Annotated in this window: 23 protein-coding genes; 12 read left to right on the forward strand and 11 right to left on the reverse strand. The window is 66.7% G+C overall.

From position 1 onward, the window contains the following. Window positions 1–44 precede the first annotated feature (44 nt). Both ACH0AE_RS00890 and dapE read left to right on the forward strand, forming a co-directional pair. Window positions 45–722: a glutathione S-transferase family protein gene (locus ACH0AE_RS00890; protein ID WP_294442007.1), complete on the forward strand. Its 678-nt coding sequence runs from the start codon at window positions 45–47 to the stop codon at window positions 720–722. Continuing rightward, the gene (gene dapE / locus ACH0AE_RS00895) at window positions 671–1,846 is read left to right on the forward strand and encodes a succinyl-diaminopimelate desuccinylase (protein WP_406875379.1); all 1,176 of its coding nucleotides are present in this window, start codon (window positions 671–673) and stop codon (window positions 1,844–1,846) included. Before ACH0AE_RS00890 ends, dapE begins: the two co-directional genes overlap by 52 nt. On the opposite strand, the gene ACH0AE_RS00900 is transcribed toward dapE, so the two are convergent. The 3 genes from ACH0AE_RS00900 to ACH0AE_RS00910 are packed head-to-tail and all read right to left on the reverse strand — an operon-like array spanning window position 1,843 to window position 4,275. After that, window positions 1,843–2,346: a Smr/MutS family protein gene (locus tag ACH0AE_RS00900; protein WP_294442016.1), complete on the reverse strand. Its 504-nt coding sequence runs from the start codon at window positions 2,344–2,346 to the stop codon at window positions 1,843–1,845. The genes dapE and ACH0AE_RS00900 overlap by 4 nt on opposite strands. A 25-nt stretch (window positions 2,347–2,371) precedes the next feature. Continuing rightward, complete coding sequence (locus tag ACH0AE_RS00905; protein ID WP_294442005.1) at window positions 2,372–3,631, reverse strand: murein transglycosylase A; 1,260 nt, start codon at window positions 3,629–3,631, stop codon at window positions 2,372–2,374. Then, window positions 3,631–4,275 carry a Tim44/TimA family putative adaptor protein gene (locus ACH0AE_RS00910; protein ID WP_294442004.1) on the reverse strand — a complete coding sequence of 215 codons (645 nt, stop codon included), beginning with the start codon at window positions 4,273–4,275 and terminating at the stop codon, window positions 3,631–3,633. The genes ACH0AE_RS00905 and ACH0AE_RS00910 overlap by 1 nt, the downstream gene beginning before the upstream one ends. 150 nt (window positions 4,276–4,425) lie before the next feature. Here ACH0AE_RS00910 and secB point away from each other — a divergent pair, with 150 nt between their 5' ends. The 7 genes from secB (at window position 4,426) to ACH0AE_RS00945 (ending at window position 11,628) form a co-directional block, all read left to right on the forward strand. After that, a complete protein-coding gene (secB, locus tag ACH0AE_RS00915) occupies window positions 4,426–4,938 on the forward strand; it encodes a protein-export chaperone SecB (RefSeq protein ID WP_294442003.1) in 513 nt (170 codons plus the stop codon). A gap of 133 nt (window positions 4,939–5,071) precedes the next feature. Continuing rightward, window positions 5,072–6,658 carry a murein biosynthesis integral membrane protein MurJ gene (gene murJ / locus ACH0AE_RS00920; RefSeq protein WP_294442002.1) on the forward strand — a complete coding sequence of 529 codons (1,587 nt, stop codon included), beginning with the start codon at window positions 5,072–5,074 and terminating at the stop codon, window positions 6,656–6,658. Between the two features lie 5 nt (window positions 6,659–6,663). Then, the gene (gene trpS, locus ACH0AE_RS00925) at window positions 6,664–7,671 is read left to right on the forward strand and encodes a tryptophan--tRNA ligase (protein WP_294442001.1); all 1,008 of its coding nucleotides are present in this window, start codon (window positions 6,664–6,666) and stop codon (window positions 7,669–7,671) included. Window positions 7,672–7,723: 52 nt separating this feature from the next. Beyond that, window positions 7,724–8,545 carry a metallophosphoesterase family protein gene (locus ACH0AE_RS00930; RefSeq protein WP_294442000.1) on the forward strand — a complete coding sequence of 274 codons (822 nt, stop codon included), beginning with the start codon at window positions 7,724–7,726 and terminating at the stop codon, window positions 8,543–8,545. Window positions 8,546–8,564: 19 nt separating this feature from the next. Further along, entirely contained in the window at window positions 8,565–9,479 is a 915-nt protein-coding gene (ubiA, locus tag ACH0AE_RS00935; protein ID WP_294441999.1) for a 4-hydroxybenzoate octaprenyltransferase, read from the forward strand. A gap of 33 nt (window positions 9,480–9,512) precedes the next feature. After that, window positions 9,513–10,859 carry a TldD/PmbA family protein gene (locus tag ACH0AE_RS00940; protein WP_294441998.1) on the forward strand — a complete coding sequence of 449 codons (1,347 nt, stop codon included), beginning with the start codon at window positions 9,513–9,515 and terminating at the stop codon, window positions 10,857–10,859. After that, entirely contained in the window at window positions 10,852–11,628 is a 777-nt protein-coding gene (locus tag ACH0AE_RS00945; RefSeq protein WP_294441997.1) for a 3'(2'),5'-bisphosphate nucleotidase CysQ, read from the forward strand. The genes ACH0AE_RS00940 and ACH0AE_RS00945 overlap by 8 nt, the downstream gene beginning before the upstream one ends. 45 nt (window positions 11,629–11,673) lie before the next feature. Here ACH0AE_RS00945 and ACH0AE_RS00950 read toward each other — a convergent pair whose 3' ends face one another. The 7 genes from ACH0AE_RS00950 to ACH0AE_RS00980 form a co-directional block, all read right to left on the reverse strand. Beyond that, window positions 11,674–12,420, reverse strand: coding sequence for an HAD-IIB family hydrolase (locus tag ACH0AE_RS00950; RefSeq protein WP_294441996.1), 747 nt, complete (start codon window positions 12,418–12,420; stop codon window positions 11,674–11,676). After that, window positions 12,417–13,217 carry a Cof-type HAD-IIB family hydrolase gene (locus ACH0AE_RS00955; RefSeq protein WP_294441995.1) on the reverse strand — a complete coding sequence of 267 codons (801 nt, stop codon included), beginning with the start codon at window positions 13,215–13,217 and terminating at the stop codon, window positions 12,417–12,419. Before ACH0AE_RS00955 ends, ACH0AE_RS00950 begins: the two co-directional genes overlap by 4 nt. A 10-nt stretch (window positions 13,218–13,227) precedes the next feature. Further along, the gene (gene gnd / locus ACH0AE_RS00960) at window positions 13,228–14,211 is read right to left on the reverse strand and encodes a phosphogluconate dehydrogenase (NAD(+)-dependent, decarboxylating) (RefSeq protein ID WP_294441994.1); all 984 of its coding nucleotides are present in this window, start codon (window positions 14,209–14,211) and stop codon (window positions 13,228–13,230) included. Window positions 14,212–14,335: 124 nt separating this feature from the next. Further along, complete coding sequence (tal, locus tag ACH0AE_RS00965) at window positions 14,336–15,445, reverse strand: transaldolase (RefSeq protein WP_294441993.1); 1,110 nt, start codon at window positions 15,443–15,445, stop codon at window positions 14,336–14,338. Between the two features lie 121 nt (window positions 15,446–15,566). Further along, window positions 15,567–17,627, reverse strand: coding sequence for a transketolase (gene tkt, locus ACH0AE_RS00970; protein WP_294441992.1), 2,061 nt, complete (start codon window positions 17,625–17,627; stop codon window positions 15,567–15,569). A gap of 65 nt (window positions 17,628–17,692) precedes the next feature. Beyond that, window positions 17,693–18,370, reverse strand: coding sequence for a ribose-5-phosphate isomerase RpiA (gene rpiA / locus ACH0AE_RS00975; protein WP_294441991.1), 678 nt, complete (start codon window positions 18,368–18,370; stop codon window positions 17,693–17,695). Window positions 18,371–18,413: 43 nt separating this feature from the next. Next, entirely contained in the window at window positions 18,414–19,307 is an 894-nt protein-coding gene (locus ACH0AE_RS00980; RefSeq protein WP_227771001.1) for a crotonase/enoyl-CoA hydratase family protein, read from the reverse strand. Between the two features lie 270 nt (window positions 19,308–19,577). Here ACH0AE_RS00980 and ACH0AE_RS00985 point away from each other — a divergent pair, with 270 nt between their 5' ends. The 3 genes from ACH0AE_RS00985 (at window position 19,578) to ACH0AE_RS00995 (ending at window position 21,938) form a co-directional block, all read left to right on the forward strand. Further along, complete coding sequence (locus ACH0AE_RS00985; RefSeq protein ID WP_241212609.1) at window positions 19,578–20,012, forward strand: MaoC family dehydratase; 435 nt, start codon at window positions 19,578–19,580, stop codon at window positions 20,010–20,012. 86 nt (window positions 20,013–20,098) lie between these two features. After that, window positions 20,099–21,277, forward strand: a complete 1,179-nt coding sequence (locus tag ACH0AE_RS00990; protein ID WP_294441989.1) for an acetyl-CoA C-acyltransferase — start codon at window positions 20,099–20,101, stop codon at window positions 21,275–21,277. A gap of 184 nt (window positions 21,278–21,461) precedes the next feature. Next, window positions 21,462–21,938, forward strand: coding sequence for a pyridoxamine 5'-phosphate oxidase family protein (locus tag ACH0AE_RS00995; RefSeq protein WP_294441988.1), 477 nt, complete (start codon window positions 21,462–21,464; stop codon window positions 21,936–21,938). Window positions 21,939–21,988: 50 nt separating this feature from the next. Here ACH0AE_RS00995 and ACH0AE_RS01000 read toward each other — a convergent pair whose 3' ends face one another. Next, complete coding sequence (locus ACH0AE_RS01000; protein WP_294441987.1) at window positions 21,989–23,206, reverse strand: polyhydroxyalkanoate depolymerase; 1,218 nt, start codon at window positions 23,204–23,206, stop codon at window positions 21,989–21,991. Window positions 23,207–23,275 lie beyond the last annotated feature (69 nt).

Genomic DNA, 23,275 nt, shown 5'->3' on the forward strand with positions numbered 1-23,275 from the left:
GCGCCTAGTTGCGCCTGCCGACGGCCGCCTATACGCCGGCAGCCATGAAGCTCATCATCGGCAACAAGGCCTATTCGTCCTGGTCGCTGCGCGGCTGGCTCGCGTGCAAGCAATCAGGCCGGCCGTTCGAGGAAGTCGTCGTACCGCTGTACGACCAGGATTGGGACAAGCGGCGCGAGGGCGATGAGTTCGCCCCCTCTTCGGGCAAGGTGCCGATCCTGTGGGACGGCGATGCGGTGGTGTGGGATAGCCTCGCAATCGTCGAGTATCTCGCCGACAAGGTGGGCCGGGCGCGCTTCTGGCCCGAAGACGAGGCGGCGCGTGCCATGGCCCGATCGATGGCGGCGGAGATGCACGCAAGCTTCGCAGCGCTGCGCCGCGAGCACAGCATGAACATTCGCCAGATCTACCCCCCGGTACCGCCCTCCCCGGCCGTCCTCGCCGATCTGACGCGGATGATGGAATTGTGGGCGCAGGCACGGGCGCGCTTCGGCGGCGACGGCGACTTCCTGTTCGGAGAGTTCGGCGCGGTGGACATCATGTTCGCGCCGGTGTGCACGCGGATCATCACCTATTCGCTGCCGGTCGCGCGCTTTGCCGGCCCGTATATCGAGGCGGTGCTGACCCATCCGTTCATGCAGGACTGGATCGCCGGCGCTCAGGAAGAGGAATGGGTGATCGAGCAATTCGAGCGCCCGACGCCGACCCCAACCGCCCCGTGACCGACGTCCTGGCGCTGGCGCAGGCGCTGATCGCCGCCGAGAGCGTGACCCCGGCGCGCGGCGCGGTGTTCGATGTGCTGGAGGCGGCGCTGCTGCCGATCGGCTTCGAGGTGGAGCGGTTCGTCGCCGGCGAGGCGCCCGACGGACCGGTTGAGAATCTGCTTGCGGTGCGCGGTGAAGGCGGCACGCACTTCGCCTTCGCTGGCCATGTCGACGTGGTGCCACCGGGAAGCGGCTGGACGAGCGACGCCTTCGAGCCTGAAGTGCGCGACGGCCTTCTCTTCGGGCGCGGCGCGGTGGACATGAAAGGCGCGATCGCGGCCTTCGTCGCCGCCGCGGCGCTGGTGACGGATGGGGGCACGACCAGCCTGATCATCACCGGTGACGAGGAAGGGCCGGCAACGTTCGGCACTCGCGCGCTGATCGACCGGATGGCTGCGCGGAACATCCGGCCGGACATGTGCCTGGTCGGTGAGCCAACGTCCGCGGCTAGGCTTGGGGACATGATCAAGATCGGGCGCCGCGGCTCGGTCAACATCTGGATCTACGTGCCGGGGCGGCAGGGGCATGTCGCCTATCCGCACTTGGCCGACAACCCGATCCCGCGCCTCGTCGCCGCGCTGGCTGAGATCGACGGCATCGTGCTTGATGAGGGAACTGACTGGTTCCAGCCGTCGAACATCGAGGTGACTGACATCACCGTCGGAAACCCGGCGACAAATGTCATCCCCGCGCTCGCCTCGGCACGGTTATCGATCCGCTTCAACGATCTTCACCGTGGCGCAGACCTGGCGCGGCGGATTGAGGAGGTGGTGCTTCGCTACGCGCCGGGGGCGCGTGTGGAGGCGAAGGTATCAGGCGAGGCGTTTCTTACCGCGCCGGGCGCACTCTCCACGATCGTGGCTGAGGCGATCGAGGCGCGGACCGGGATCGTCACGGAGCTTTCGACCAGCGGCGGCACGTCGGACGCACGCTTCCTGTCCGCCGTCTGCCCGGTGGTCGAGTTCGGACTGCTGAACGCCACCATGCACAAGCTGGACGAGGCGGTGGCTGTCGAGGATCTTCGACTGCTGACCGGCATCTACGCCGACATCCTGCGCCGGGCGCTGGCCCCGGCCGTCTAGGTTCCGCGCGGACGGCGCAGCACGATATAGAGAGCGCCCGCGCCCCCGTGCCGCGGATGCGCGCCGCGCACCGCTGCGATCGCGCTGGCGTGGCGTGACGCAGCCAGCCAGTCCCCGATCGCCGCGCGGATCGCGCCGCGCGCATGCGGGCGCTCGCTTTCCGGGCGCGGCGGCTTTCCCGTGACGAGCAGGATCACGCGATCACCCCGTGCAATCGCGCGGCCGAGCGCCGCATCTAGGAGGTCATGCGCGGAGTGGAGCGTATGGCCATGCAGATCTATCGTCACGTCGGGAGAGACCATCCCGCGCGACAGGCGCTTGTCCCAACCGCCGTCGAGCGTCACGCCCGGTTGGGGCCGCTTCGGAAGCTCGACCCGCGGCGGCGCCGGCGGAGGCGCTGCCTTCGTGCGCGCGACCGGCTGGCGCTCAGCGGGCTTTGCGGGGACCGGTTTCGCGACCGCTGGCGCGCTTGCGGCGCGAAGCGGCCGCACGGTCGCCATCACGCGCGCCCATAACGCCGCCTCGTCAGGGGCGAGGCTGCGCGACACCGAGCCGGCTCAGCGTGCCGACCGGCACCAGCACGAACGCCGTGCCGCGCGCGCTCATCCCGCCGGCGATCGCCCGCGCATCCTCGCCCGCACCCCAGAACGTGTCGAAGCGATTGGTGCCCTTGATCGCGCCGCCGGTATCCTGCGCCACCCACAAGCCGGTTGCGTCAGTGCGATCCATCGACAGGAACACCGGCGCGCCGAGCGGCACGAAGCGCACGTCGGCCGCCACGGTCGACTGGGCGGACACCGGCAGCCCCATGGCGCCCAGCGGCGGCCCATCGAGCAGGCGGAAGAAAACGAAACTCTTATTCTCGCGCATGATCGCGCGGCCCTGCTCCGGGTTCGCGTGCAGCCAGGCGACGATGCCCTGCATGCTCGACTGACCCGGCCCAAGCAGTCCGCGATCGCGCATCAGCTTGCCGATGCCGGTATAGTCCCGCCCGTTCTGTGTTTCGTAGCCGATCCGCAGCACCTCGCCGTCGGGGAGGCGCACAAGCCCCGAACCCTGCACCTGGAGGAAAAACAGCTCCACGGGATCCACGGCGTAGGCGAGGATCTTTGCCTTGCCGCGAAGCGCGCCTTCCTCGATGGCGGTACGATCATAGTACGGCACGAAGTTCGTGCCCTCCACCCGGCCGCGGATCTTCTTGCCCTTCAGACTGTCCGAGAAGAGGCCGAGGTCGACATCGACCAAGTCGCTCGGACGCCCATAGATCGGGGCATAGCCGCTGCGATGCTCACGCGAGCCAGCGATTTCCGGGATGTAATAGCCGGTGGCGAAAGCCTTGCCGTCGCCGACCTGCACCGTTTCGAAGAAGCGCGCGAAGAAGCGCTGAGGATCGCCGGATGCGCCCGCGGCGGCGTCACAGGCTGGCTTCCAGTCAGTGCCGCGCGTGAGCCCAGTCGGATCGGTCCTGCGGATCAGCGAGGGACAGCTGATGCGAAAAGCCGCCAGCGCGCCGGCAGCCGATTCGCGGGTGATCGGCAGGCTGGCGATTGGTGGGCCCGCGACAAGCCCTGCGCTGACCGCGGTCGTCGCCGTCGCCGATGTCATAGCGGGCACAGGCGTGATCGGGGTGGCCGGGGCCGGCTGACGCACCGGACCTTGAGGCCGCGGCTGCGATGGCACCTTGGACGGCGCCGGACCGGACCCGGGCGATGGCGGGACGACCCCGCCGACACATGCCGATAGCGCCAGCGCGGCGGCCAGCGCGGCTCCCCCCCGAAACGCCATCACGCTTCGTCGGTATCCACCAGCTTCCAGTTCGGATCGGCGCTGCGCAGCGTCCGCGCAAAGGTCCACACGTCATGCGTTTCGACCGCATCGCTCGTCGACCCGGCAATAACATTGCCCTCAGCATCGCGCGTCACGGCAGCGATGACCGCATCGAAGCGGACGGTGATCCGCGCATCCTTGCCGTTGAGCGAGGCCGAGGTGATCATCGCGCGCTCGATCGACACAAGTCGATTGTCGAGCACATGGCCCGAGGCATTACGCGCCGCGATCGCATCACCAAAGGCGCGGCTGACATCCGACGATACCAAGTCGCGCAGCGTTTCCTCGTCGCCCTTCCAGAAGGCCTCGAGGATCATGCGATAAGCCGCCTGCGCGCCATCCACGAAGCGTGCGACGTCGAACCCGGACTCGGCAGAGACGATCGCGCGAATGCCTGGCTCGGCGTCGCTTTCGAACGGCTTCACCGCCGGTTCGCGATTTTCCCGCACCGGCTCGACGGCACGCGGGAGCGCCGCGGGGGCGACACGCTCCTCCGCGGGCTTGATCAATGGCTGCTCATGCCCCGTACGCTTGCCCAGCACCGAATAGAGCCGAAGCGCGAGGAACGCGGCAACCATCGCGAGCAGGATAATGTAAAACACCCGGCCTCCGATACGCTGAAGTCCTAACATAGGCGGCAACGCATCATGTTTCAAATGGGTGCGACCGTTGAAACGCCCCGCCCCCCCTGCTAGGCGCCGCCGCCATGCGCGCGAGAGCAAGGCGCGCCCTTCTTTCAAGGATTCGACGAGATGGACGAGCAGGATCTTGGCGCCGGCAACGGCACGACGCCGCAGCCCAATGGCGAAGACACGTCGCCGGCAGTCGGGCTGATCTCGCAATATGTGAAGGACCTGTCCTTCGAGAATCCGCGCGCGCCGTCGGTCTATCAGGATCAGCAGGGCCCGGAGATTAACGTCCAGTTCGACATCGCCGCCAATCAGGTGGCAGAAGACGCGCACGAAGTGACGCTGAAGATCGAAGTCCGCGCCGAGACGCAGGGCCGCGTCACGTTCCTCGTCGAACTTTCCTATGCCGGCCTGTTCGGCGTGCGCAACGTGCCCCTCGATGCGCTGCAGCCGTTCCTGCTCGGCGAAGCGCCGCGCCTGCTGTTCCCGTTCGCGCGCCGCGTCATCGCCGATACGATCCGCGACGGCGGCTTCCCGCCGCTGCTGCTGGAGCCGATCGACTTCAACGCGCTGTACATGCAGCAGAATGAGCAGCGTGACGCGCAGCTTCAGGCCGGGAACTTCGGCCAGGCCTGAGACCGGATCATGGGCCGGGGTGGGATGCGCATCGCCCGTTCCACCCGGGCCTGCCGCCTCGTTGTGATCGCCGATCGCATGAACACAGCCGAGGTGGTGCGCGGGGCAATGATGGCGGACGGGGCGTAGCAAAATGAACCTCACGCGCGCGCTTGGTTCGGTCGGCGGGCTGACGCTGGCGAGCCGCGTGCTCGCGCTTGTCCGCGACACGTTGCAGGCAAGCTATGTCGGCGCCGGCTTTGCGTCGGACGCGTTCTTCGTCGCCTTCCGCTTGCCCAACATGTTCCGCGCGCTGTTCGCGGAAGGCGCGTTCAACGCCGCGTTCATCCCGCTGTTCAACAAGAAGATTGCCGAGGGCGGCGGGACCGCGGCGGGCATCGACTTTGCCGAGCGCGCGCTTGCACTTCTCTTCCCCGTGCTGGTGGTGTTCACCGCCATCATGCTGGCGGCAGCGTGGCCGATCACCTGGAGCCTTTCCGGCGGTTTCGAGCGGCAGAACCCGAGCGAGGCGCAGTTCGCCTTCGCCGTCACGCTATCGCGGATCACCATTCCCTATCTGCTGCTGATCTCGCTTGCATCGCTGCTCGGTGCAATTCTCAATTCGCTCGGCAAGTTCTGGGTGAATGCGGCGGCGCCGATCCTGCTGAACGTGGCCATGGTTGGCGGACTCCTCTTCTTCCATGGCGACAATCCCTACGAGACCGCGCAGTCGCAAGCGGTGGCGGTGACGGTGGGCGGCGCAATGCAGCTTGCCTGGCTGTGGTGGGCGTGCCGACGCGCCGGGGTCAGCCTGAAGCTGCGCATGCCGCGGCTCGACGACGATGTCCGGCGGCTGCTGAAGCTGATCGTGCCGGCTGCGACGGGCGCTGGCGCCGCGCAGATCAACCTAGCCATCTCAACCGCGCTCGCCGGCGGCCTGCTGTCGGCGGGCTCGATCTCGGCGATCTATTATGCGGATCGCCTGAACCAGCTGCCGCTGGGGATGATCGGCATCGGCCTTGGCACCATCCTGCTGCCCGTCATCTCGCGCCAGCTCGCGGAGGGCCGCGAGGCCGAAGCGATGGAGACGCAGAATCGCGGGCTGGAGCTCGCGCTCTTCCTGACGCTGCCCGCAACCGCGGCGTTCGTCTTTGCGGCCGAGCCGATCGTGCGGGGGCTGTTCCAGCACGGCGCGTTCGACGCATCGGACACGACGCGGGCGGCGCTGGCGCTGTCGGCCTTCTCGATCGGCCTGCCCAGCTATGTGCTGGTGAAGGTGCTGACGCCGGGCTTCTACGCCCGGGCGGATACGGCGACGCCGGTGCGCCTCGCCTTGTGGTCGGTGGCGGTGAACCTCGTCGGGAATCTGGTTCTTATTCCGCTGCTTGGCCGTTACGGCATCGGCCAGATGGGGCCGCCGCTGGCGACTGCCCTTGCCTCCACGATCAACGTGGCGTCGCTGTACATCGTGCTGGCGCGGCGCGGGCATTTCGCGATCGATGCGCAGGTGCGACGGCGGGTGCCGCGGCTGGCGCTGGCCGCAGGGGTAATGGGCGGGACGTTGCTGCTCATCGCGCCTCCGATTGACCCGTACCTTACCGGTAGCCTTCCGGTACGCATTGGTGCCTTGATGGCGCTGGTTGGCGCGGGCGTGTCGGTTTATGGCGTTGCCTGTGTGGTGACTGGGGCGTACCGGCTGTCCGATATCAAAGCCCTCCTCCGTCGCAAGAAAGCAAGCTGACCATCATGCGCGTCGTTTCCGGCATCAAGCCTACCGGCAATCTTCACCTCGGCAATTACCTGGGCGCGGTGAAGCAGTGGGTGGCGATGCAGGACGAGATCCAGGCCGCCGGGGGCGAGACGATGTATTTCATCGCCGACCTTCATGGCCTGACCGAGTGGATCGCGCCGGCCGAGCTGACCGCCAACACGATCGAGATGACCGCGACGGTGGTCGCGGCGGGGATCGACCCTGAGCGATCGACCCTGTTCAACCAGACCCGCGTGCCGGCGCACAGTGAGCTGGCGTGGCTGCTGAACAATGTCGCGCGGGTCGGCTGGCTCAACCGCATGACGCAGTTCAAGGACAAGGCGGGCAAGAACCGCGAGGGCGCGAGCGTCGGCCTGTACGACTATCCGGTGCTGATGGCGGCGGACGTGCTGCTGTACAATGCGACGCACGTGCCGGTCGGCGAGGACCAGAAGCAGCATCTGGAGCTGGCGCGCGACATCGCGACCAAGTTCAACCAGGATTACAACACCGAGCTGTTCACCCTGCCCGAGCCGCTGATCAGCAAGGCCGCGCCGCGCATCATGAGCCTGCGAGATGCGTCGGCCAAGATGTCCAAATCCAACCCGTCGGTGCAGTCGGTGGTGAAGCTGATCGACAGCGACAGCGAGATTGCCGACAAGTTCCGCAAGGCGAAGACCGATCCCGACGCGCTGCCCGACAGCTGGGATGCGCTGGCGGAGCGGCCGGAGGCACGCAACCTGGTGACGATCTTCGCGGCGCTGGCGGATCGGACGCCCGAGGATGTGGTGGCAGAGTTCGCCGGCCAGGGCTTCGGACAGTTCAAGCCGGCGCTGGCCGACCTTGCGGTGGCGAAGCTGGGCCCGATCCGCGACGAGATGCTGCGGCTGCTGAATGATCGCGGCGCGATCGACGCGATCCTGGCGCGCGGAGCGGAGAAGGCGCGTGACCTGGCGGCACCGGTGCTGGCGCAGGCGCAGAAGGCGATGGGCCTACTGGCCTGACACATCGTCAAGGAAGCCGGGGGCGAGCAAATCGGACCGCCGGCTCCCGACATTGTCGGCTGCGGCCATCTATGTCACCGTTCGCGCTATAACGTCGACCCGTGAGAGGCCCCTCCTTATCCTGAACGCGCTGCGCAACCTTGCCCGACGCAACCGGGCGCCGAGCACCGCGCCCGGCGAGCGCATCTACGCGATCGGCGACGTGCACGGTTGCATCGAGCAGCTGGAGGAACTGTGGGCGACGATCACCGCCCATGCCGCCGCGCGGCCCGACCCGCGCGCAATGCGCATCATTTTCCTTGGGGACATCGTCGATCGCGGCCCCGACACCCGCGGTGCATTGCAATGGCTGGACCGGCTGCACCACGAGGCGCCGGGCATCGTGACGCTGATGGGCAATCACGAGGAAATGCTGATCCGCGCCTGCGAGCGCGATCCGATGACGTTTGCCAACTGGCTGCGCAACGGCGGCAATGACACCGCGAGGAGCTTCGGCCTGCCCCCGTTCGATGGGGAGGATGCGGGCGCCTATATCGAGGAACTGCGCGCCGCCATCGGCCCCGAATGGATCGAGTGGATGCGCGGCTGGCCGCTGACCGCGACGTCGGGCGACTATTTCTTCTGCCACGCCGGGGTGAAGCCGGGCGTGGCGCTGCGCAAGCAGCACCGCCGCGACCTGTTGTGGATCCGCGAGGATTTCCTCGACAGCCAGCGCGACCACGGGGCCGTCATCGTTCATGGCCACACGATCAGCCCGTTCGTCGAACTGCGGCCCAACCGGATCGGTCTCGACACCGGCGCCTATCAATCAGGCGTCCTGAGCGCGGTCTATCTGGAGGATAGCGCGATCGAGGTGCTGGCGACGCGGGGATGAGGGGCCTAGGGAAAGGCGCGTGACTGCTTCCCCTGACATCACCCCCGACAGCGAACACCGCGGGCTGGTCGCTGCGCTGCCAGCGCGCATCCGCCCGTTTGCGCTTCTTGCCCGTTTCGACCGGCCGATCGGCTGGTGGCTGCTGTTCTGGCCGGGGGCCTGGGCCGTTGCGCTGGCGGGCGGCGCGATTCCGCGCTGGTCGCTGATTGCCTGGCTCCTGATCGGCAGCATCGCGATGCGGGGCGCGGGCTGCGTCTACAATGACATCGTCGACCGCGACCTGGATGCCAGCGTCGCGCGCACCCGGGCGCGGCCGATCCCATCCGGCCAAGTGTCGCTGAAGGCGGCCTGGGCGTGGCTTGGCATCCTCTGCCTGATCGGCCTCGTCGTGCTGGTACAGCTTCGTGTCGATACCGCGGTGCTGGCCGTCGCCAGCCTGGCGCTGGTTGCGGGCTACCCGTTCATGAAGCGGATCACCTGGTGGCCGCAGGCATGGCTTGGGCTGGTCTTTTCCTGGGCGGCGCTGGTCGGCTGGCTGGAAACCTGGGGCGCGCTGACCGCGCCGGGCCTGCTGCTCTATGCCGGATCGGTCCTGTGGGTGATCGGCTATGACACGATCTACGCGCTGCAGGATCGGGAGGACGACGCGCTGATCGGTGTGCGGTCCTCCGCGCTTCGCATGGGCCGGCATGTCCGCGGCGGCACGGCGCTCTGCTACGCGGGCGCGCTGTTGCTGTGGGCGACGGCGCTGTGGCTGCAGCGTTCGGATGCGCTGGTGCTCGCGGCGCTGCTGCCAATGGCACTGCACCTTGGATGGCAGGTGGCGACGCTTCGCCCCGATGACGGCGCCGGTGCCCTCGTCCGCTTCCGATCCAATCGCTTTGCCGGGCTGCTGATGTTCCTTGCCTGCCTCGTCGTCGGGACGAACCTCTAGCAACGGCGGCGTCCCGCCCCTAAGTCCGCCTTCATGCTCACTCCCCCAGAGGCGCAGGAACGCGCCGCCGATATCGTCGCCCGCGCCATGAAAGCCGGTGCCGACGCAGCCGACGCCGTGTTCGCTGCCGACGCCGCAACCGAGATATCGGTGCGCCTTGGCGCGCTTGAGGACGTCGGCCGATCCGAGAGCGAAGATCTGGGGCTGCGCGTATTCATCGGGCAGCGTTCGGCCAGCGTCTCGACATCCGATCTCGCGCCCGAAGCGCTCGAGCAACTGGTGGAGCGCGCCATCGCGATGGCGCGCGAGGCACCGGAAGATCGCTGGGCCGGCCTTGCACCGGAAGAGCGGCTGATGAAGGGCGACGCGCCGCTGCTCGACCTCGACGACGGCGGCGACATGTCCCCGACCGAGCTTCGCGAAGCCGCGCTGGCGGCGGAGGAAGCGGCACGCGCCGTTCCCGGGGTCACCAACAGCGAGGGCGGCGGGGCAAGCGCCTCGCGCAGCCTGTGGGCGCTTGCCACCAGCCACGGGTTTAGCGGCGCGTATGCCAATTCCGGCTACGGCCTGTCCGCCAGCGTGATCGCCGGTGAGGGCAGCGGCATGCAGCGCGATTATGCCTTCACCTCCGCCCGCCATCGCAGCCGGCTGGAATCGCCGGAAGAGATCGGCCGCCGCGCGGGCGAGCGCGCCGTCGCGCGGCTGAACCCCGGCCGAATGGAAAGCGCCGCGTTGCCGGTGGTGTTTGATCCCCGCGTCGGCGCCGGGCTGCTGGGCCATCTGACCGGCGCGATCGCTGGCCAGGCGATCACGCGCCGCACGAGCTTCCTCCTCGAGGCGCTGGGCACCAAGGTGTTCGCCGACGGCATCACCGTTTCCGACGATCCGCATCGTCCGCACGGCCTGCGTTCGCGCCCGTTCGATGGCGAGGGCCTGCCGGTGTCGCCTTGCGCGATCATCGAGGACGGCGTGCTTTCCACCTGGCTGCTCGATTCGGCATCTGCCCGGCAGCTCGGGCTGGAGCCGACCGGCCATGCCGCGCGCGGTGTCGGCGGTGCGCCGGGGGTGACGACCAGCAACCTCTACATGCACGCCGGACACGTGCCGGTCGCGACGCTAATCGGCGACATCAAGCGCGGCGTCTATGTCACCGAACTGATCGGCCAGGGCGTGAACGGCGTGACGGGCGATTACAGCCGCGGTGCGGCCGGCTTCCTGATCGAGGATGGCGAGCTTGCCGGGCCGATCGCGGAGTTCACCATCGCGGGCAACCTCAAGCACATGTTCCGCAACGTGACGCCCGCCAACGATCTGGAATTCCGCTACGGCACGAACGTGCCGACACTGCGCATCGATGGGATGACCGTCGCCGGTGGATGATCTCACCGATGCGGTAGCGGATATTACGCGCGAAGCGGGTGAGCGAGCGCTCGCCCGCTTCGGCACCGATTTCGCGCGCTGGGACAAGACACCGGGGAGCCCGGTATGCGAGGTCGATCTGGAGATCGACAGCCTCCTGCGCTCCCGCCTCTCGGCGCTTCTGCCCGATGCCGGGTGGCTTTCCGAGGAGACGGCGGACAATCCCGATCGGCTAGGTCACAAGCGCATCTGGGTGGTCGATCCGATCGACGGCACGCGCGATTATATCCGGGGTCGCCCCGGATGGGCCGTCTCAGTGGCGCTGGTTGAGAACGGCCGGTCAGTGATCGGGGTGCTGGATGCGCCGGCGCGACGCGAGCTGTGGCGGGCGACCGCCGGGCGCGGCGCGACGCTGAACGGCGATCCTATTCACGCCAGCACCCGCACCGAATTTGCCGGCGCGCGCGTGCCGACTGACGCCCTGCCAAAGACCGACCGCGACCTGACCGCGGTGGAGAAGCCCAATTCGATCGCGCTGCGCATGGCGATGGTGGCGGACAATCGCGCGGACCTGGTCGCGACGCTGCGCTGGGGAAACGAGTGGGACATTGCCGCCGCATCGCTGATCGCGGCCGAGGCGGGCGGCTCCGTGACCGACGCGCTGGGCGCGGACCTGTTGTTCAACAAGCCGAACCCGCGCGCGTTCGGGGTGATCACCAGCAGCGTCGGGATCCATGAAGCCGCGATCGAGCGGCTGGCGGAGCGGGCGCGGGCGGTGATCGGCCAGTAATCATCACCCCGGGCCGATGTCCGGGATGACGATCGCTGCGCCGTCTTACTTCTGGCAGGCGACGATGGCGGCGATGACGCTCAGCGTTTCCTGCGGATCGCGCACCCGGACCGTATCGAGCCCGAGTTCCTTCGCCGGATAATCATTGCCGCCGGGGAAGATCGCATCGCCGATGAACATCATCGCATCGAGCGGAATGCCGCTTTCGTCGCGCAGCCGCTTCAGGCCATAGGCCTTGTCGACACCCTCCTGCGTGATGTCGATCGAGGTCGCGCCGCCCATGTTGATCGAGAGGCCAGGCAGGCGCTTCTTGAGATCGGCCTGGATCACCTTGCGCTTGGCGAAATCCGGATCCCAGCTTTCCTTGGCGTGGATCGGCGCCTGCTGGCCGAGCGCGGAGAAAGTGATCTGGCTGCCGCGATCCTCGATCCGTTCGCCCCACGTCTGCTCCGGGACGAAGCCGGTGGCTTCGAGCGCCTCGTCGAAGGCCTTTAGGATCGTCTTCTTCTGCTCGTCGGAGAACAGCTCGGCATAGACCGAGCCCCATTTGCCGTCGCGATAGGTGTAGAGCTTCGTGCCCGTCGTCGGCATCAGCCACAGGCGCGACAGGTCCGCACGTCCGGGCAGGCGCGAGGCGACCTGCTTGTCGAACTGCGGCCAGTCCCCGCCCGAGATCACGGCGACATGCGCCACGCCGAGCAGATCGGCGAGCGCTTCCCCCATGTCCGGCTGGATCGCCTGCTTGCTCTCCGCCAGGGTGCCGTCGAGATCGAACGCGACGAGTTGCTTCACATCATTCTCCCAAGGATGAACATATCGATGGCGTGGGCGACGCCGTCCGCATCGTTGCCGTGCGTGACGTCCGCGGCCATGGCCTTCACGTCGTCGGGCGCGTTGCCCATCGCGATGGCGCGGCCGGCGCGGGCGAACATCGGCAGGTCGTTGGCTTGATCGCCGATCACGATCGTACGATCGAGCGCGACGTGCATCGCCGCGGCAAGACGCGCGATTCCGTCGCCCTTGTTGGCGGTCGTCGCGGTGACATCGAGATAATAGGTCTGCGACTTGGCGATCGTCGCCTCACCAAGATCGGCCGCGAGGATGCGATCGCGCAAGGCATCGAGAACGGCGGGATCATCGCTGACGAAGGTGATCTTGTCGGCGTGGTCGAGCAGATCCGCGAATCCGGTGCAGATCGTCGGCTCCTGATTCGATGCGCGACGCTCGCTTGGCACGTGCGCGCCTTCCCCGGAGGTGGCGTACCAGCGATCGTCGGCGAAGACCCAGATATCCACCGGCGTCTCCTGCGCCAGCGCAACGGCGCCGCGTGCGACATTTTCCTCGACGACGTGGCGGCACAGGATCTCGCCGTTGCGGCGGAAGACGAGGCCGCCGTTGAAGGCGCCCATCGGGGCGTCGAGCGACAGCGTATCGGCAAGCGGCGTCAGGCCCGACATTGGCCGGGCGCTGATCATCGTGAAGCCGAACCCGGCCGTGCGCAGGCGATCGATCGACTCGATCGTGGCGGGGGTGAGCTGCTTCTGCTTGTCGACCAGCGTGCCGTCGACATCGCTGATGACGAGCGTCACGAACGCACGCTCATTGCGGAATCTCGACGTGGCCGCCGAAGCCGTAGCGCATCGCGGAGAGCAACTTGTCGCCGTACATCTCGTCGATGCGGCTGCGGTAGCGGGCGAAGAGCGCGGTGGTGAGGACGGCGACGGGGGTCGCCTGTTCCATCGCGGCCTCGATCGTCCAGCGGCCCTCGCCGGAATCGGCGACCTTGCCGGAGAATTGCTCCAGCTTCTGGTCCTGCGCCAGAGCCGAGGCGGTAAGATCGAGCAGCCAGGAGGAAATCACCGAGCCGCGGCGCCAGACCTCAGAAATCTCCGACATGTTGAAGTCGAACCTTTCCTCTTCGGGCAAATGCGCGACGTTGCGGCCCCACAGCACATCGAACCCCTCGGCATAGGCCTGCATCAGGCCGTATTCGATGCCGTTGTGCACCATCTTCACGAAGTGGCCCGCGCCAGCGCGTCCGGCGTGGATATAACCCTTTTCCGCGCGCGGATCGGCATCCTCACCTCGGTTGGGCGTGCGGGGCACAGAGCCGATGCCGGGCGCCAGCGTGTCGAAGATCGGGTCGAGAAAATCGACCGTCTCCTTGTCGCCCCCAATCATCATGCAATAGCCGCGTTCAAGCCCCCAGACGCCGCCCGAGGTGCCGACGTCGACATAGCGGACGCCTTTTTCGGCGAGCGCCTTGGCGCGGCGAACATCGTCCTTCCAGAAGGTGTTGCCGCCATCGATGATGATGTCGCCCGAAGCACATTCGGTCGCGCTCAGTTCCTCGATCGTGCTTTCGGTCGGCGCGCCGGCAGGCAGCATGATCCAGTAGATCGCCGGGCTGGCGAGCTTGTCCTTCATGTCGGCGAGCGAGGACGCACCGATCGCACCCTCCCCGGCGAGGCCCGACACCGCATCGTCATTGCGATCCCAGACCACGACCTCATGGCCGCCGCGCATCAAGCGCCGCGCGATATTGCCGCCCATGCGGCCAAGGCCGACGATGCCGATCTTCATGTCAAAGGCTCCCGCTTTTACCGCCGCTCGGGCCAAACTTCTCGAAACTTACGCTTCGGACCCATGCTCTGGCGGCCAAAAGCGCGAACGGGGCGGAACGGCCTTTCGTTCCGCCCGCGCCCTGTCAGGCGTCCGCCGGATGCTTCGCCTGGATCGAGCCGAGGAGCTCGTCGAACGACTTGGAGAAGGACGCGACGCCCTCGCTCGCCAGTTCCTCGGTGACGCCCGGCAGATCGAGGCCGAGGCGATCCGCATCGGCCAGCACCTTGCGTGCGCCATCGACGTCCTGCGTCAGCGTGACGGCGGCGGTGCCGCGCTCGCGGAACGCATCGAGCGTTTTGGGCGGCACGGTGTTAACCGTGTCAGGGCCGATCAGCGTGTCGATATAGAGCGTGTCCGGATAATCCGGGTTCTTGACGCCGGTGGAGGCCCACAGCAGCCGCTGCGGCTGCGCGCCCTTGGCGGCCAGCGCCTGCCAGCGATCCGAGGCGATGAATTCCTGATACCAGGCGTAAGCGAGCTTGGCATTGGCGATCGCCACCTTGCCCTTCAGCGCCTTGGCTTCATCGCCGCCGACGCCATCCTCGATCTTCTTGTCGATCTTGCTGTCGATGCGGCTGACGAAGAAGCTGGCCACGCTGGCGACGCGATCAATCGGCTCACCGCGCGCGACGCGCTGCTCCAGCCCCTCGACATAAGCCAGCGCGACGGCCTGATATGCCTCCTGCGAGAAGAGCAAGGTGACGTTGACGCTGATTCCGCTGGCGATCGTCGCCGCGATCGCCGGAACACCGGCGGGGGTTCCCGGGATCTTGATCATCAGGTTCGGCCGGTCGACTGCCGCCCAGAGCTTCTTCGCCTCGGCGATCGTCGCATCAGTGTCGTTGGCGACATAGGGCGACACTTCGAGGCTGACATAGCCGTCCTTGCCATTCAGCCGATCATAGACCGGGCGAAGCGTGTCGGCTGCGGCCTTGATGTCCTCGACCGCGAGATACTCGTACCGATCGAGCGCGGCTGCGCCCGGGTGTGCCTTGTCATACTCGGCGAGGCTGGCGTCATACGCGGTGCCCTGCCCCATCGCCTGCTGGAAGATCGTCGGGTTCGAGGTGACGCCGGTAACGCCATCCTCATCGACCAGCTTCTTCAGCCCGCCTTCGTTGAGGAAATCGCGCGCGACGAAATCGAGCCAGATCGCCTGGCCGAGCGCTGCAAGATCGTTGAGCCTGCCCATTATTCTTCACTCCATCCGTTCATGTCGAGCGAAGCCGAAACACGTTGGCGCATCACAACGCCGAGCCCGTCCGGCCCCGGTTACCGACTTCGCTCGGACCGGACGGGGGTGTTGTTACCAGTTAGGCAGCCATGACTTCTTTCGCCACCTTCACCACGTTGTCAGCGGTGAAGCCGAACTTGTCCGCGAGCTTGGAGATCGGGGCGGAAGCACCGAAAGTGGACATGGTGATCGTCTTTCCGGCGAGGCCGACGTAGCGATCCCAGCCGATCTCGCCCGCCATCTCGATCGCGACGCGAGCGGTGACGGCCTTAGGCAGGACGCTTTCCTTGTACGCATCGCTCTGCTTCTCGAACCGATACCAGCTCGGCATCGAGACGACGCGGCTCTTCACGCCATCGGCAAGCAGCTTCTCATGTGCCTGGATCGCAAGGCCCACCTCGCTGCCGGTCGCGAGCAGGATCACGTCCGGCGTGCCGTCGCTGTCGGCGAGGATATAGCCGCCCTGCTTCACACCATCAGCGCTGGCGTACTTCGAGCGATCGAGCGTCGGCAGCGCCTGGCGCGACAGGACCAGCGCAGCCGGCTGCTTCGGCGTCTCGACGATCGCGCGCCATGCGGCGGCAACCTCGTTCGCGTCACCCGGGCGGAACATGTCGAGGCCGGGCGTGGCGCGCATCATGGCCAGCATCTCGATCGGCTGATGGGTCGGCCCGTCTTCACCGACACCGATCGAATCGTGCGTGAAGATCCAGGTGGTGCCGAGCTCCATGAGCGCCGAGAGGCGCACCGGCGGACGCATGTAATCGAGGAAGACGAGGAAGGTGCTGCCATAGGAGCGCAGCCCCGACAGCGACATGCCTACCGCGATCGAGCCCATGGCATGTTCGCGCACGCCGAAGTGGAAGTTGCGGCCGGCGTAATTATCCGCCTCGAACGATGCCTCGCCCTTGATGTCCGTCTTGGTCGACGGCGCGAGATCGGCGGAGCCGCCGATCAGCCACGGCATCTTCTTGGCGATCGCGTTCAGCACCTTGCCGCCGGCGTCGCGGCTGGCGACGCCCTTGGCATCCGCCTCGAAGGTCGGGATCTCCGCGTCCCAGCCATCGGGCAGCGTGCCGTTGATGATCGCATCGACTTCCCTGGCGAGATCGGCGTGCTCGGCGCGATACTTCTGGAGGGTCGCCTCCCATGCCTCGCGCAGCGGCGCAGCGCGGCTGGACATGGCCTTTTCAAAGTTTTCCTGCACGCCTTCGGGGACGTAGAAGCTCTTGTCGGTCGGCCAGCCATAGGCTTCCTTGGTCAGGCGGACATTCTCTTCGCCCAGCGCCTCGCCATGCGCCTTCTCGCTGCCGGCGCGAGGGGAGCCCCAGCCGATTACCGACTTCACGACGATGAACGTCGGCTTGTCGGTGGTGGCGCGGAATTCCTCGAACGCCCTGGTCAGCGCCGCGACATCATTGGCATCATCCACGTGGATGACGTGCCAGCCATAAGCCTCGAAGCGCTTGCCCACATCCTCATCGAACGCGAGGTCCGTATCGCCCTCGATCGAGATCTGGTTGCTGTCATAGATCCAGCAGAGGTTGGAGAGCTTCAGGTGACCGGCGAGGCTCGCGGCCTCCGAGGCGACGCCCTCCATCATGTCACCGTCGCCGCACAGGGCATAGACGTCATGATCGAAGAGGGTGAAGCCGGGCTTGTTGTAGCGCGCCGCCATCCAGCGCTCGGCGATCGCCATGCCGACCGAATTGCCGCAGCCCTGCCCGAGCGGGCCGGTGGTCGTCTCGACGCCGACGGTGTGGCTGTACTCAGGGTGGCCCGGCGTCTTGGAGCCGAGCTGGCGGAACTGCTTGATATCGTCGAGGCTGACGGCGGGGGCACCATCGGGCTGCTTCACGCCTGCGAGATGCAGCAGCGAATAGAGCAGCATCGAGGCGTGGCCGACCGACAGGACGAAGCGATCACGGTTGGGCCAGTGCGCGTTCGCCGGATCGTAGCGCAGGAATTTCGTCCACAGCGTGTGGCCGACCGGCGCAAGCGCCATCGGCGTTCCGGGGTGACCCGAATTGGCCGCCTGAACGGCATCCATCGAGAGCGTGCGGATCGTGTCGATCGCGAGCCGCTCGGGCGAGCCGTCCTCGTGAACATTCGCGGACGAAGAGGTTGCGGTGTCGGTCATGGGGCCTCGCTGATTCATTGGATCGAACGCACGGGCCCTTGCCCGGTTGCCGAATCCCGGCCCCTCTAAACGTTCGTATGGCCGCGTTCCAGTCGCGTAACGATACCGTTCGAAGCGATATAGGCAGCGTCCACTTCATCAAGGAACAGGCCATGGCCGAGCGCCCCGGGAATGGCGGCGATCGCGGCCGCGAGGGAGCGGGGATCAGGCATGGCGACGAAGCGGCAGTCGGCGACCAGATTGCCGTTATCGGTGCGATAGCCCGGGCGGACGGTGACGGTGGCGCCGAGTGCTTGAAGCTGCCTCATGACGAAGGCGCGGGCGAAGGGAAGCACCTCGACCGGGAGCTTGGCCGCTCCGATCGCCTCCACCCGCTTCGATCCGTCGGCGATCACGACAAAGCGGCGCGCGGCGGCGGCAACCGTCTTCTCACGCAGCATCGCCCCGCCCGCACCCTTGATCGCCCAGAGCCGGCGGTCGATCTCGTCCGCGCCGTCGATCGCGAGGTCCAGCGTCGCGACATCGGCGAAATCGCGCACGATGATGCCGCCGTCGAGCGCGGCGGCGGTGCTTGCCTCGCTGGTCGCCACCGCCTCGATCCGGAGCCCGGCGGCGCAGCGGCGGGCCAGAGCCTGAATGGCGAAGGCCGCGGTCGATCCGGTGCCGAGGCCGACGATCATCCCGTCCCGAACCTCCGCCACCGCAGCTTCCGCGGCCAGCCTCTTGTCATCCTCGGCGCTCATGCCGCCTTATAACGCAGGTCGAGCGCCGAAGGATCACGGCGCGTCAGGCGTACTTCTGCTCTTCCCACCACGGGAAGAAGTCCGGCATCGCCTCGGACACCTTGTCCGGATACACCGGAGTGCGCTTTTCGAGGAAGGAGGTGACGCCTTCCTTCGCATCGCCCGAGCGGCCGCGCGACAGGATCGCGCGACTATCGATCTTGTGGGCGTCCATCGGGTGGCTCATGCCGAGCCCGCGCCACAGCATCTGGCGGGTGAGCGCGACCGAGACGGGCGCGGTATTGTCCGCGATCTCGCGAGCAAGGGCATTGGCGACGGCGAGCAGCTCGCCGCCCGGCACCACCTGCTTCACCAGACGACCGTTCAGTGCCTCCTGCGCGTCGAAGACGCGGCCCGAGAAGCACCATTCCAGCGCCTGGTTGATGCCGACGACGCGCGGCAGGAAGAAGCTGGACGCGGCCTCCGGCACGATGCCACGGCGTGCAAAGACGAAGCCGAAGCGCGCGGTGTCACTGGCGATGCGGATGTCCATCGGCAGCTGCATGGTGGAGCCAATGCCGACCGCGGGGCCGTTCACCGCCGCAATCACCGGCTTCAGGCATTCGAAGATCCGCAGCGTCAGCCGGCCGCCGCCGTCACGCGCCTCTTCCATCTCATAGGTGAGGCCGCCCTGGCCGCTGCCGTGATCGGGGCGATCGGTGCGGTTGTCATAGTCGAAGGTCTTGGCGCCCGCCGACAGATCCGCGCCGGCGCAGAAGGCGCGGCCGGCGCCCGTCACAATGACGCAGCGCACGTCGTCATCGGCATCCACCTTGTCGAACGCGTCGATCATCTCGGCCATCATCGTGCCGGTGAATGCGTTGAGCTTTTCCGGCCGGTTCAGCGTGATGGTCGCGATACCGTCCTTCACGTCATAGATGATCTGCTCGTACGCCAAGCTGCCTCTCCTTACTTGCGCCGCCCCTCCGGCAGCTTCGCCTACGACCATAACATTATTTATGGTGGCACAGGCAAGCGAGTCGCTGCACTGGCCGTTGCCGTAACGGCATTTTCGAAGATCCGGTTCGCAGGTCCGGCCCTTGGCTCTCGGCAAATTCCATCCTGCGGTTCACAAGGGTTGCGAGGCTGGCGCCCTCGCGCCTACAGGTGCGCTGCACCCGCGAACGGGATGAGGAAGCCAAGGGGAGTCTTCGTGAACGCAGACGAGATGAAGGCCGCGATCGGCAAGGAAAGCGTGTCCGAATGGGTCGAGGTGACCCAGGAGATGATCAACAAGTTCGCCGACGCGACCGGTGACCACCAGTTCATCCACATCGATCCGGAACGCGCCAAGCAGACGCCGTTCGGCACCACCATCGCGCACGGCTTCCTGACGCTGTCGCTGCTGCCGCTGCTGTCGGCCAAGAACCCCGGCATGCCGCGGCTCGACGGCGTGAAGATGGGCGTGAATTACGGCGGCAACAAAGTCCGCTTCCTCGCCCCCGTGCCCTCGGGATCGCGCGTGCGCGGCCGTTCCAAGCTGACCGAGTTCGATGAAAAGCGCCCGGGCCAGTATCAGTTCACCACCGAGACCACGATCGAGATCGAGGGCAGCGAAAAGCCCGCGATGATCGCGGAGTGGATCACCCAGGTCTTCACCTGATATCCTCCTGACCGCCGCCCTCCCCAGGGAGTGCCGCCCGCAGCCGCGGGCGGACCGGCCACCAACCTTACCCAAGGACAACAATCATGCGTTCCGCCGTCATCGTCTCCACCGCCCGCACGCCGATCGGCCGGGCCTATCGTGGCGCGTTCAACAACACGCTGTCGCCGACGCTCGCCAGCCATGCGATCAAGGCCGCCGTCGAGCGCGCCGGGATCGACGGTGCTGAAATCCAGGACGTCGTGATGGGCGCCGCGCTCCAGCAGGGCGCGCAGGCGACCAACATTGCGCGCACCTCGCTGCTGCGCGCCGGCCTCCCCACCTCGGTCTCGGGCATGTCGCTCGACCGCCAGTGCGCATCGGGCCTGATGGCGATCGCGACTGCCGCAAAGCAGATCGTGGTCGACAACATGGACGTGACGCTGGGCGGCGGCGTCGATTCGATCAGCATCGTCCAGACGCCGCAGATGCGCGTGCAGCCCGACCCCGAACTGGTCGCGATGCACAAGGACATCTACATGCCGATGCTGCAGACCGCCGAAGTGGTGGCCAAGCGTTATGGCATCAGCCGCGACGCGCAGGACGAATATGGCTTCCAGTCGCAGCAGCGCACCGCCGCCGCGCAGGCCGCCGGCAAGTTCGATGACGAGATCATCCCCGTCACCGCGAACATGGCGATCACCGACAAGGAGACCAAGGAAGTCTCCTACAAGGAAGTGACGCTGGCCAAGGACGAGGGCAACCGCCCGGACACCACGCTGGAGGGCCTGAAGTCGCTGAAGCCGGTGCTTGGGCCCGATCTCAACATCACCGCCGGCAACGCCTCGCAGCTGTCGGACGGCGCATCGGCCAGCGTGCTGATGGAAGAGAAGCTGGCCGAGAAGAAGGGCCTGACCCCGCTGGGCCGCTATGTCGGCATGGCCGTTGCCGGCACCGAGCCGGACGAGATGGGCATCGGCCCGGTCTTCGCGATCCCCAAGCTGCTCGAGCGCTTCAACCTGAAGATGGACGACATCGGCCTGTGGGAGCTGAACGAGGCGTTCGCGGTGCAGGTGCTGTACTGCCGTGACAAGCTGGGCATCCCCAACGAGCTGCTGAACGTGAACGGCGGCGCGATCTCGATCGGCCACCCGTACGGCATGTCGGGCGCGCGAATGACGGGCCACGCGCTGATCGAAGGCAAGCGTCGCGGCGCTAAGTATGTCGTGATCACGATGTGCGTCGGCGGCGGCATGGGCGCAGCGGGCCTGTTCGAGGTCCTCTGATCCGCACAATCGGCCGGCGCCTCAGGTGCCGGCCACGATGATCCGGGCGATCATCCCGAGCCTCGGCCGCCGCGAGCGGCCGGGGCTCGATCTTTTTCGGGCGTGCGGATCGCCGCGCCGAAACAGCGCAACCAACGGACGTTCGCCTCGTTCTTCGGCTTGATCTAAAGCAGGAGAGTGCCGCATGGCCGATAAGGATAGTCCGCAGGAAGTCGCCGAAACCTTCCTGAAGAAGCTTGAAGCAAGCCCGTATGTGATGATCGGCCTGATGGACGGCGAACATTCCGAACCGATGAGCGTGAAGCTGGACGAAACCCAGCCGAACACGCTGTTCATGTTCTCCGCGCGCGACAACCGCATTGCCAAGGGCGGCGAGGCGATGGCGCAGTTCGTCGGCAAGGGCCACGATTTCTTCGCCTGCCTCGCGGGCCGCGTCTCCGAGGAGACGAACCAGGCGACGTTCGACAAATTGTGGGACAATCAGGTCGAGGCATGGTTCCCGAACGGCAAGGCCGATGCGCGGCTCAACCGCTTCGACATCACGTCTGCCGAGCTGTGGGAGACCGACGTGTCGATCAGCGGGCGGCTGAAGATGCTGTTCGGCGGCACGATCGATTCCGCGGAATCGTCGAGCCACGCCAAGGTCGGTTCGGTCGGATAAATCGGACGGGGGCGGCTTGGGTCGCCCCCTGGCCTCGCCTAAGCGCCGCCTCAGTCGTGCGCGGTGATCCACTGTTCGACCACGGGCGCGATCCGGTCGCGCCACTTCGATCCGTTGAAGATGCCGTAATGGCCGACGCCTTCGGCCATGTAATAGCGCTTCTTTTCCTCCGGCAGCCCGGTCGCGATCGTCAGCGCGGCCTTCGTCTGGCCGAGGCCGGAGATATCATCGCGCTCGCCCTCGATCGCGAGCAGCGCGATGTCCTTGATCGCCGCAGGATCGATCGTCTCACCGCGATGCGTCATCAGCCCGCGCGGCAGCGCGTGGCGCTGGAACACGAGGTCGATCGTCTGCAGATAGAATTCGGCCGTCATGTCACTGACGGAGCGATATTCGTCGTAGAATTCCTTGGTTGCGGTGGCGCTTTCGCCGTCGCCCTCGACGAGATGTTTGAACATCTCCCAATGGCTCATCATGTGATTGCCGAGGTTCATCGACATGAAGCCGGTGAGCTGCAGGAAGCCCGGGTACACCCGGCGGCCGGCGCCCGGATACATGGTGGGCACCGTGGCGATGACGTTCTGTTCGAACCACGCGTGCGGACGTTCGGTCGCCAGCGTGTTGACCGCGGTGGGCGCTTCACGCGTGTCGACCGGCCCGCCCATCATCGTCAGCGTGCGCGGGCGGCAAGGGTGCTCATGCGCGCTCATCAGGCAGGCGGCGGCATAGGCGGGCACCGAGGGCTGGCAGACTGCCAGCATGTGCGCGCCGGGCCCGATCTTCTCGAGGAAAGCGACGAGATAGTCGACGTAATCCTCGAGATCGAAGCTGCCCTCCTCCACCGGGACCAGCTTCGCATCGCACCAATCGGTAATGTAGACGTCCGCGAACGGGAGCATCCGCTCCACCGTGCCACGCAGCAGCGTCGCGAAATGGCCTGACATGGGCGCGACGATCAGCAGGCGCGGTCCGCCTTCCGCGCCCTCGCGCACGAAGCGCTTCAGCTGGCCGAACGGCTTCTGGAGCACGATCTCCTCACGCACGGCCACGTCGCGGTCGTCGATGACGGTGTGATCGAGGCCGAACGCGGGCTTTCCGCGCGCAGCCGCAGCATGGGCGAATACCTCCAGCGCCGAGGCGATCACCTGCCCACCACCCATATAGGCGAACGGGTTTGCCGGGTTCTGCAGCATGCCGGCGCCAAAATTCGCCATGGCGCTGGCAGTTGCCAGGATCGAACGCTGAAATTCGTACGCGTCGTAGAGCATCGGGTATCCTGAAACGCGGCTAAGTCCGGCACAGATATAGTAATTGTGCATGTGCACAAAGAGGTACCG

Source organism: Sphingomonas sp. 179-A 2A2 NHS (genome assembly GCF_045371305.1).
Classification (GTDB): Bacteria; Pseudomonadota; Alphaproteobacteria; order Sphingomonadales; family Sphingomonadaceae; genus Sphingomonas.

Excerpts from the sequence above, each read along its gene's own strand:
- ACH0AE_RS00890 (WP_294442007.1), top strand. The coding sequence starts at position 45 with ATGAAGCTCATCATCGGCAACAAGGCCTATTCGTCCTGGTCGCTGCGC.
- dapE (WP_406875379.1), top strand. The coding sequence starts at position 671 with ATGGGTGATCGAGCAATTCGAGCGCCCGACGCCGACCCCAACCGCCCC.
- ACH0AE_RS00900 (WP_294442016.1), bottom strand. The coding sequence starts at position 2,346 with ATGGCGACCGTGCGGCCGCTTCGCGCCGCAAGCGCGCCAGCGGTCGCG.
- ACH0AE_RS00905 (WP_294442005.1), bottom strand. The coding sequence starts at position 3,631 with ATGGCGTTTCGGGGGGGAGCCGCGCTGGCCGCCGCGCTGGCGCTATCG.
- secB (WP_294442003.1), top strand. The coding sequence starts at position 4,426 with ATGGACGAGCAGGATCTTGGCGCCGGCAACGGCACGACGCCGCAGCCC.
- murJ (WP_294442002.1), top strand. The coding sequence starts at position 5,072 with ATGAACCTCACGCGCGCGCTTGGTTCGGTCGGCGGGCTGACGCTGGCG.
- trpS (WP_294442001.1), top strand. The coding sequence starts at position 6,664 with ATGCGCGTCGTTTCCGGCATCAAGCCTACCGGCAATCTTCACCTCGGC.
- ACH0AE_RS00940 (WP_294441998.1), top strand. The coding sequence starts at position 9,513 with ATGCTCACTCCCCCAGAGGCGCAGGAACGCGCCGCCGATATCGTCGCC.
- gnd (WP_294441994.1), bottom strand. The coding sequence starts at position 14,211 with ATGAAGATCGGCATCGTCGGCCTTGGCCGCATGGGCGGCAATATCGCG.
- tal (WP_294441993.1), bottom strand. The coding sequence starts at position 15,445 with ATGGGCAGGCTCAACGATCTTGCAGCGCTCGGCCAGGCGATCTGGCTC.
- tkt (WP_294441992.1), bottom strand. The coding sequence starts at position 17,627 with ATGACCGACACCGCAACCTCTTCGTCCGCGAATGTTCACGAGGACGGC.
- rpiA (WP_294441991.1), bottom strand. The coding sequence starts at position 18,370 with ATGAGCGCCGAGGATGACAAGAGGCTGGCCGCGGAAGCTGCGGTGGCG.
- ACH0AE_RS00985 (WP_241212609.1), top strand. The coding sequence starts at position 19,578 with ATGAAGGCCGCGATCGGCAAGGAAAGCGTGTCCGAATGGGTCGAGGTG.
- ACH0AE_RS00990 (WP_294441989.1), top strand. The coding sequence starts at position 20,099 with ATGCGTTCCGCCGTCATCGTCTCCACCGCCCGCACGCCGATCGGCCGG.
- ACH0AE_RS00995 (WP_294441988.1), top strand. The coding sequence starts at position 21,462 with ATGGCCGATAAGGATAGTCCGCAGGAAGTCGCCGAAACCTTCCTGAAG.
- ACH0AE_RS01000 (WP_294441987.1), bottom strand. The coding sequence starts at position 23,206 with ATGCTCTACGACGCGTACGAATTTCAGCGTTCGATCCTGGCAACTGCC.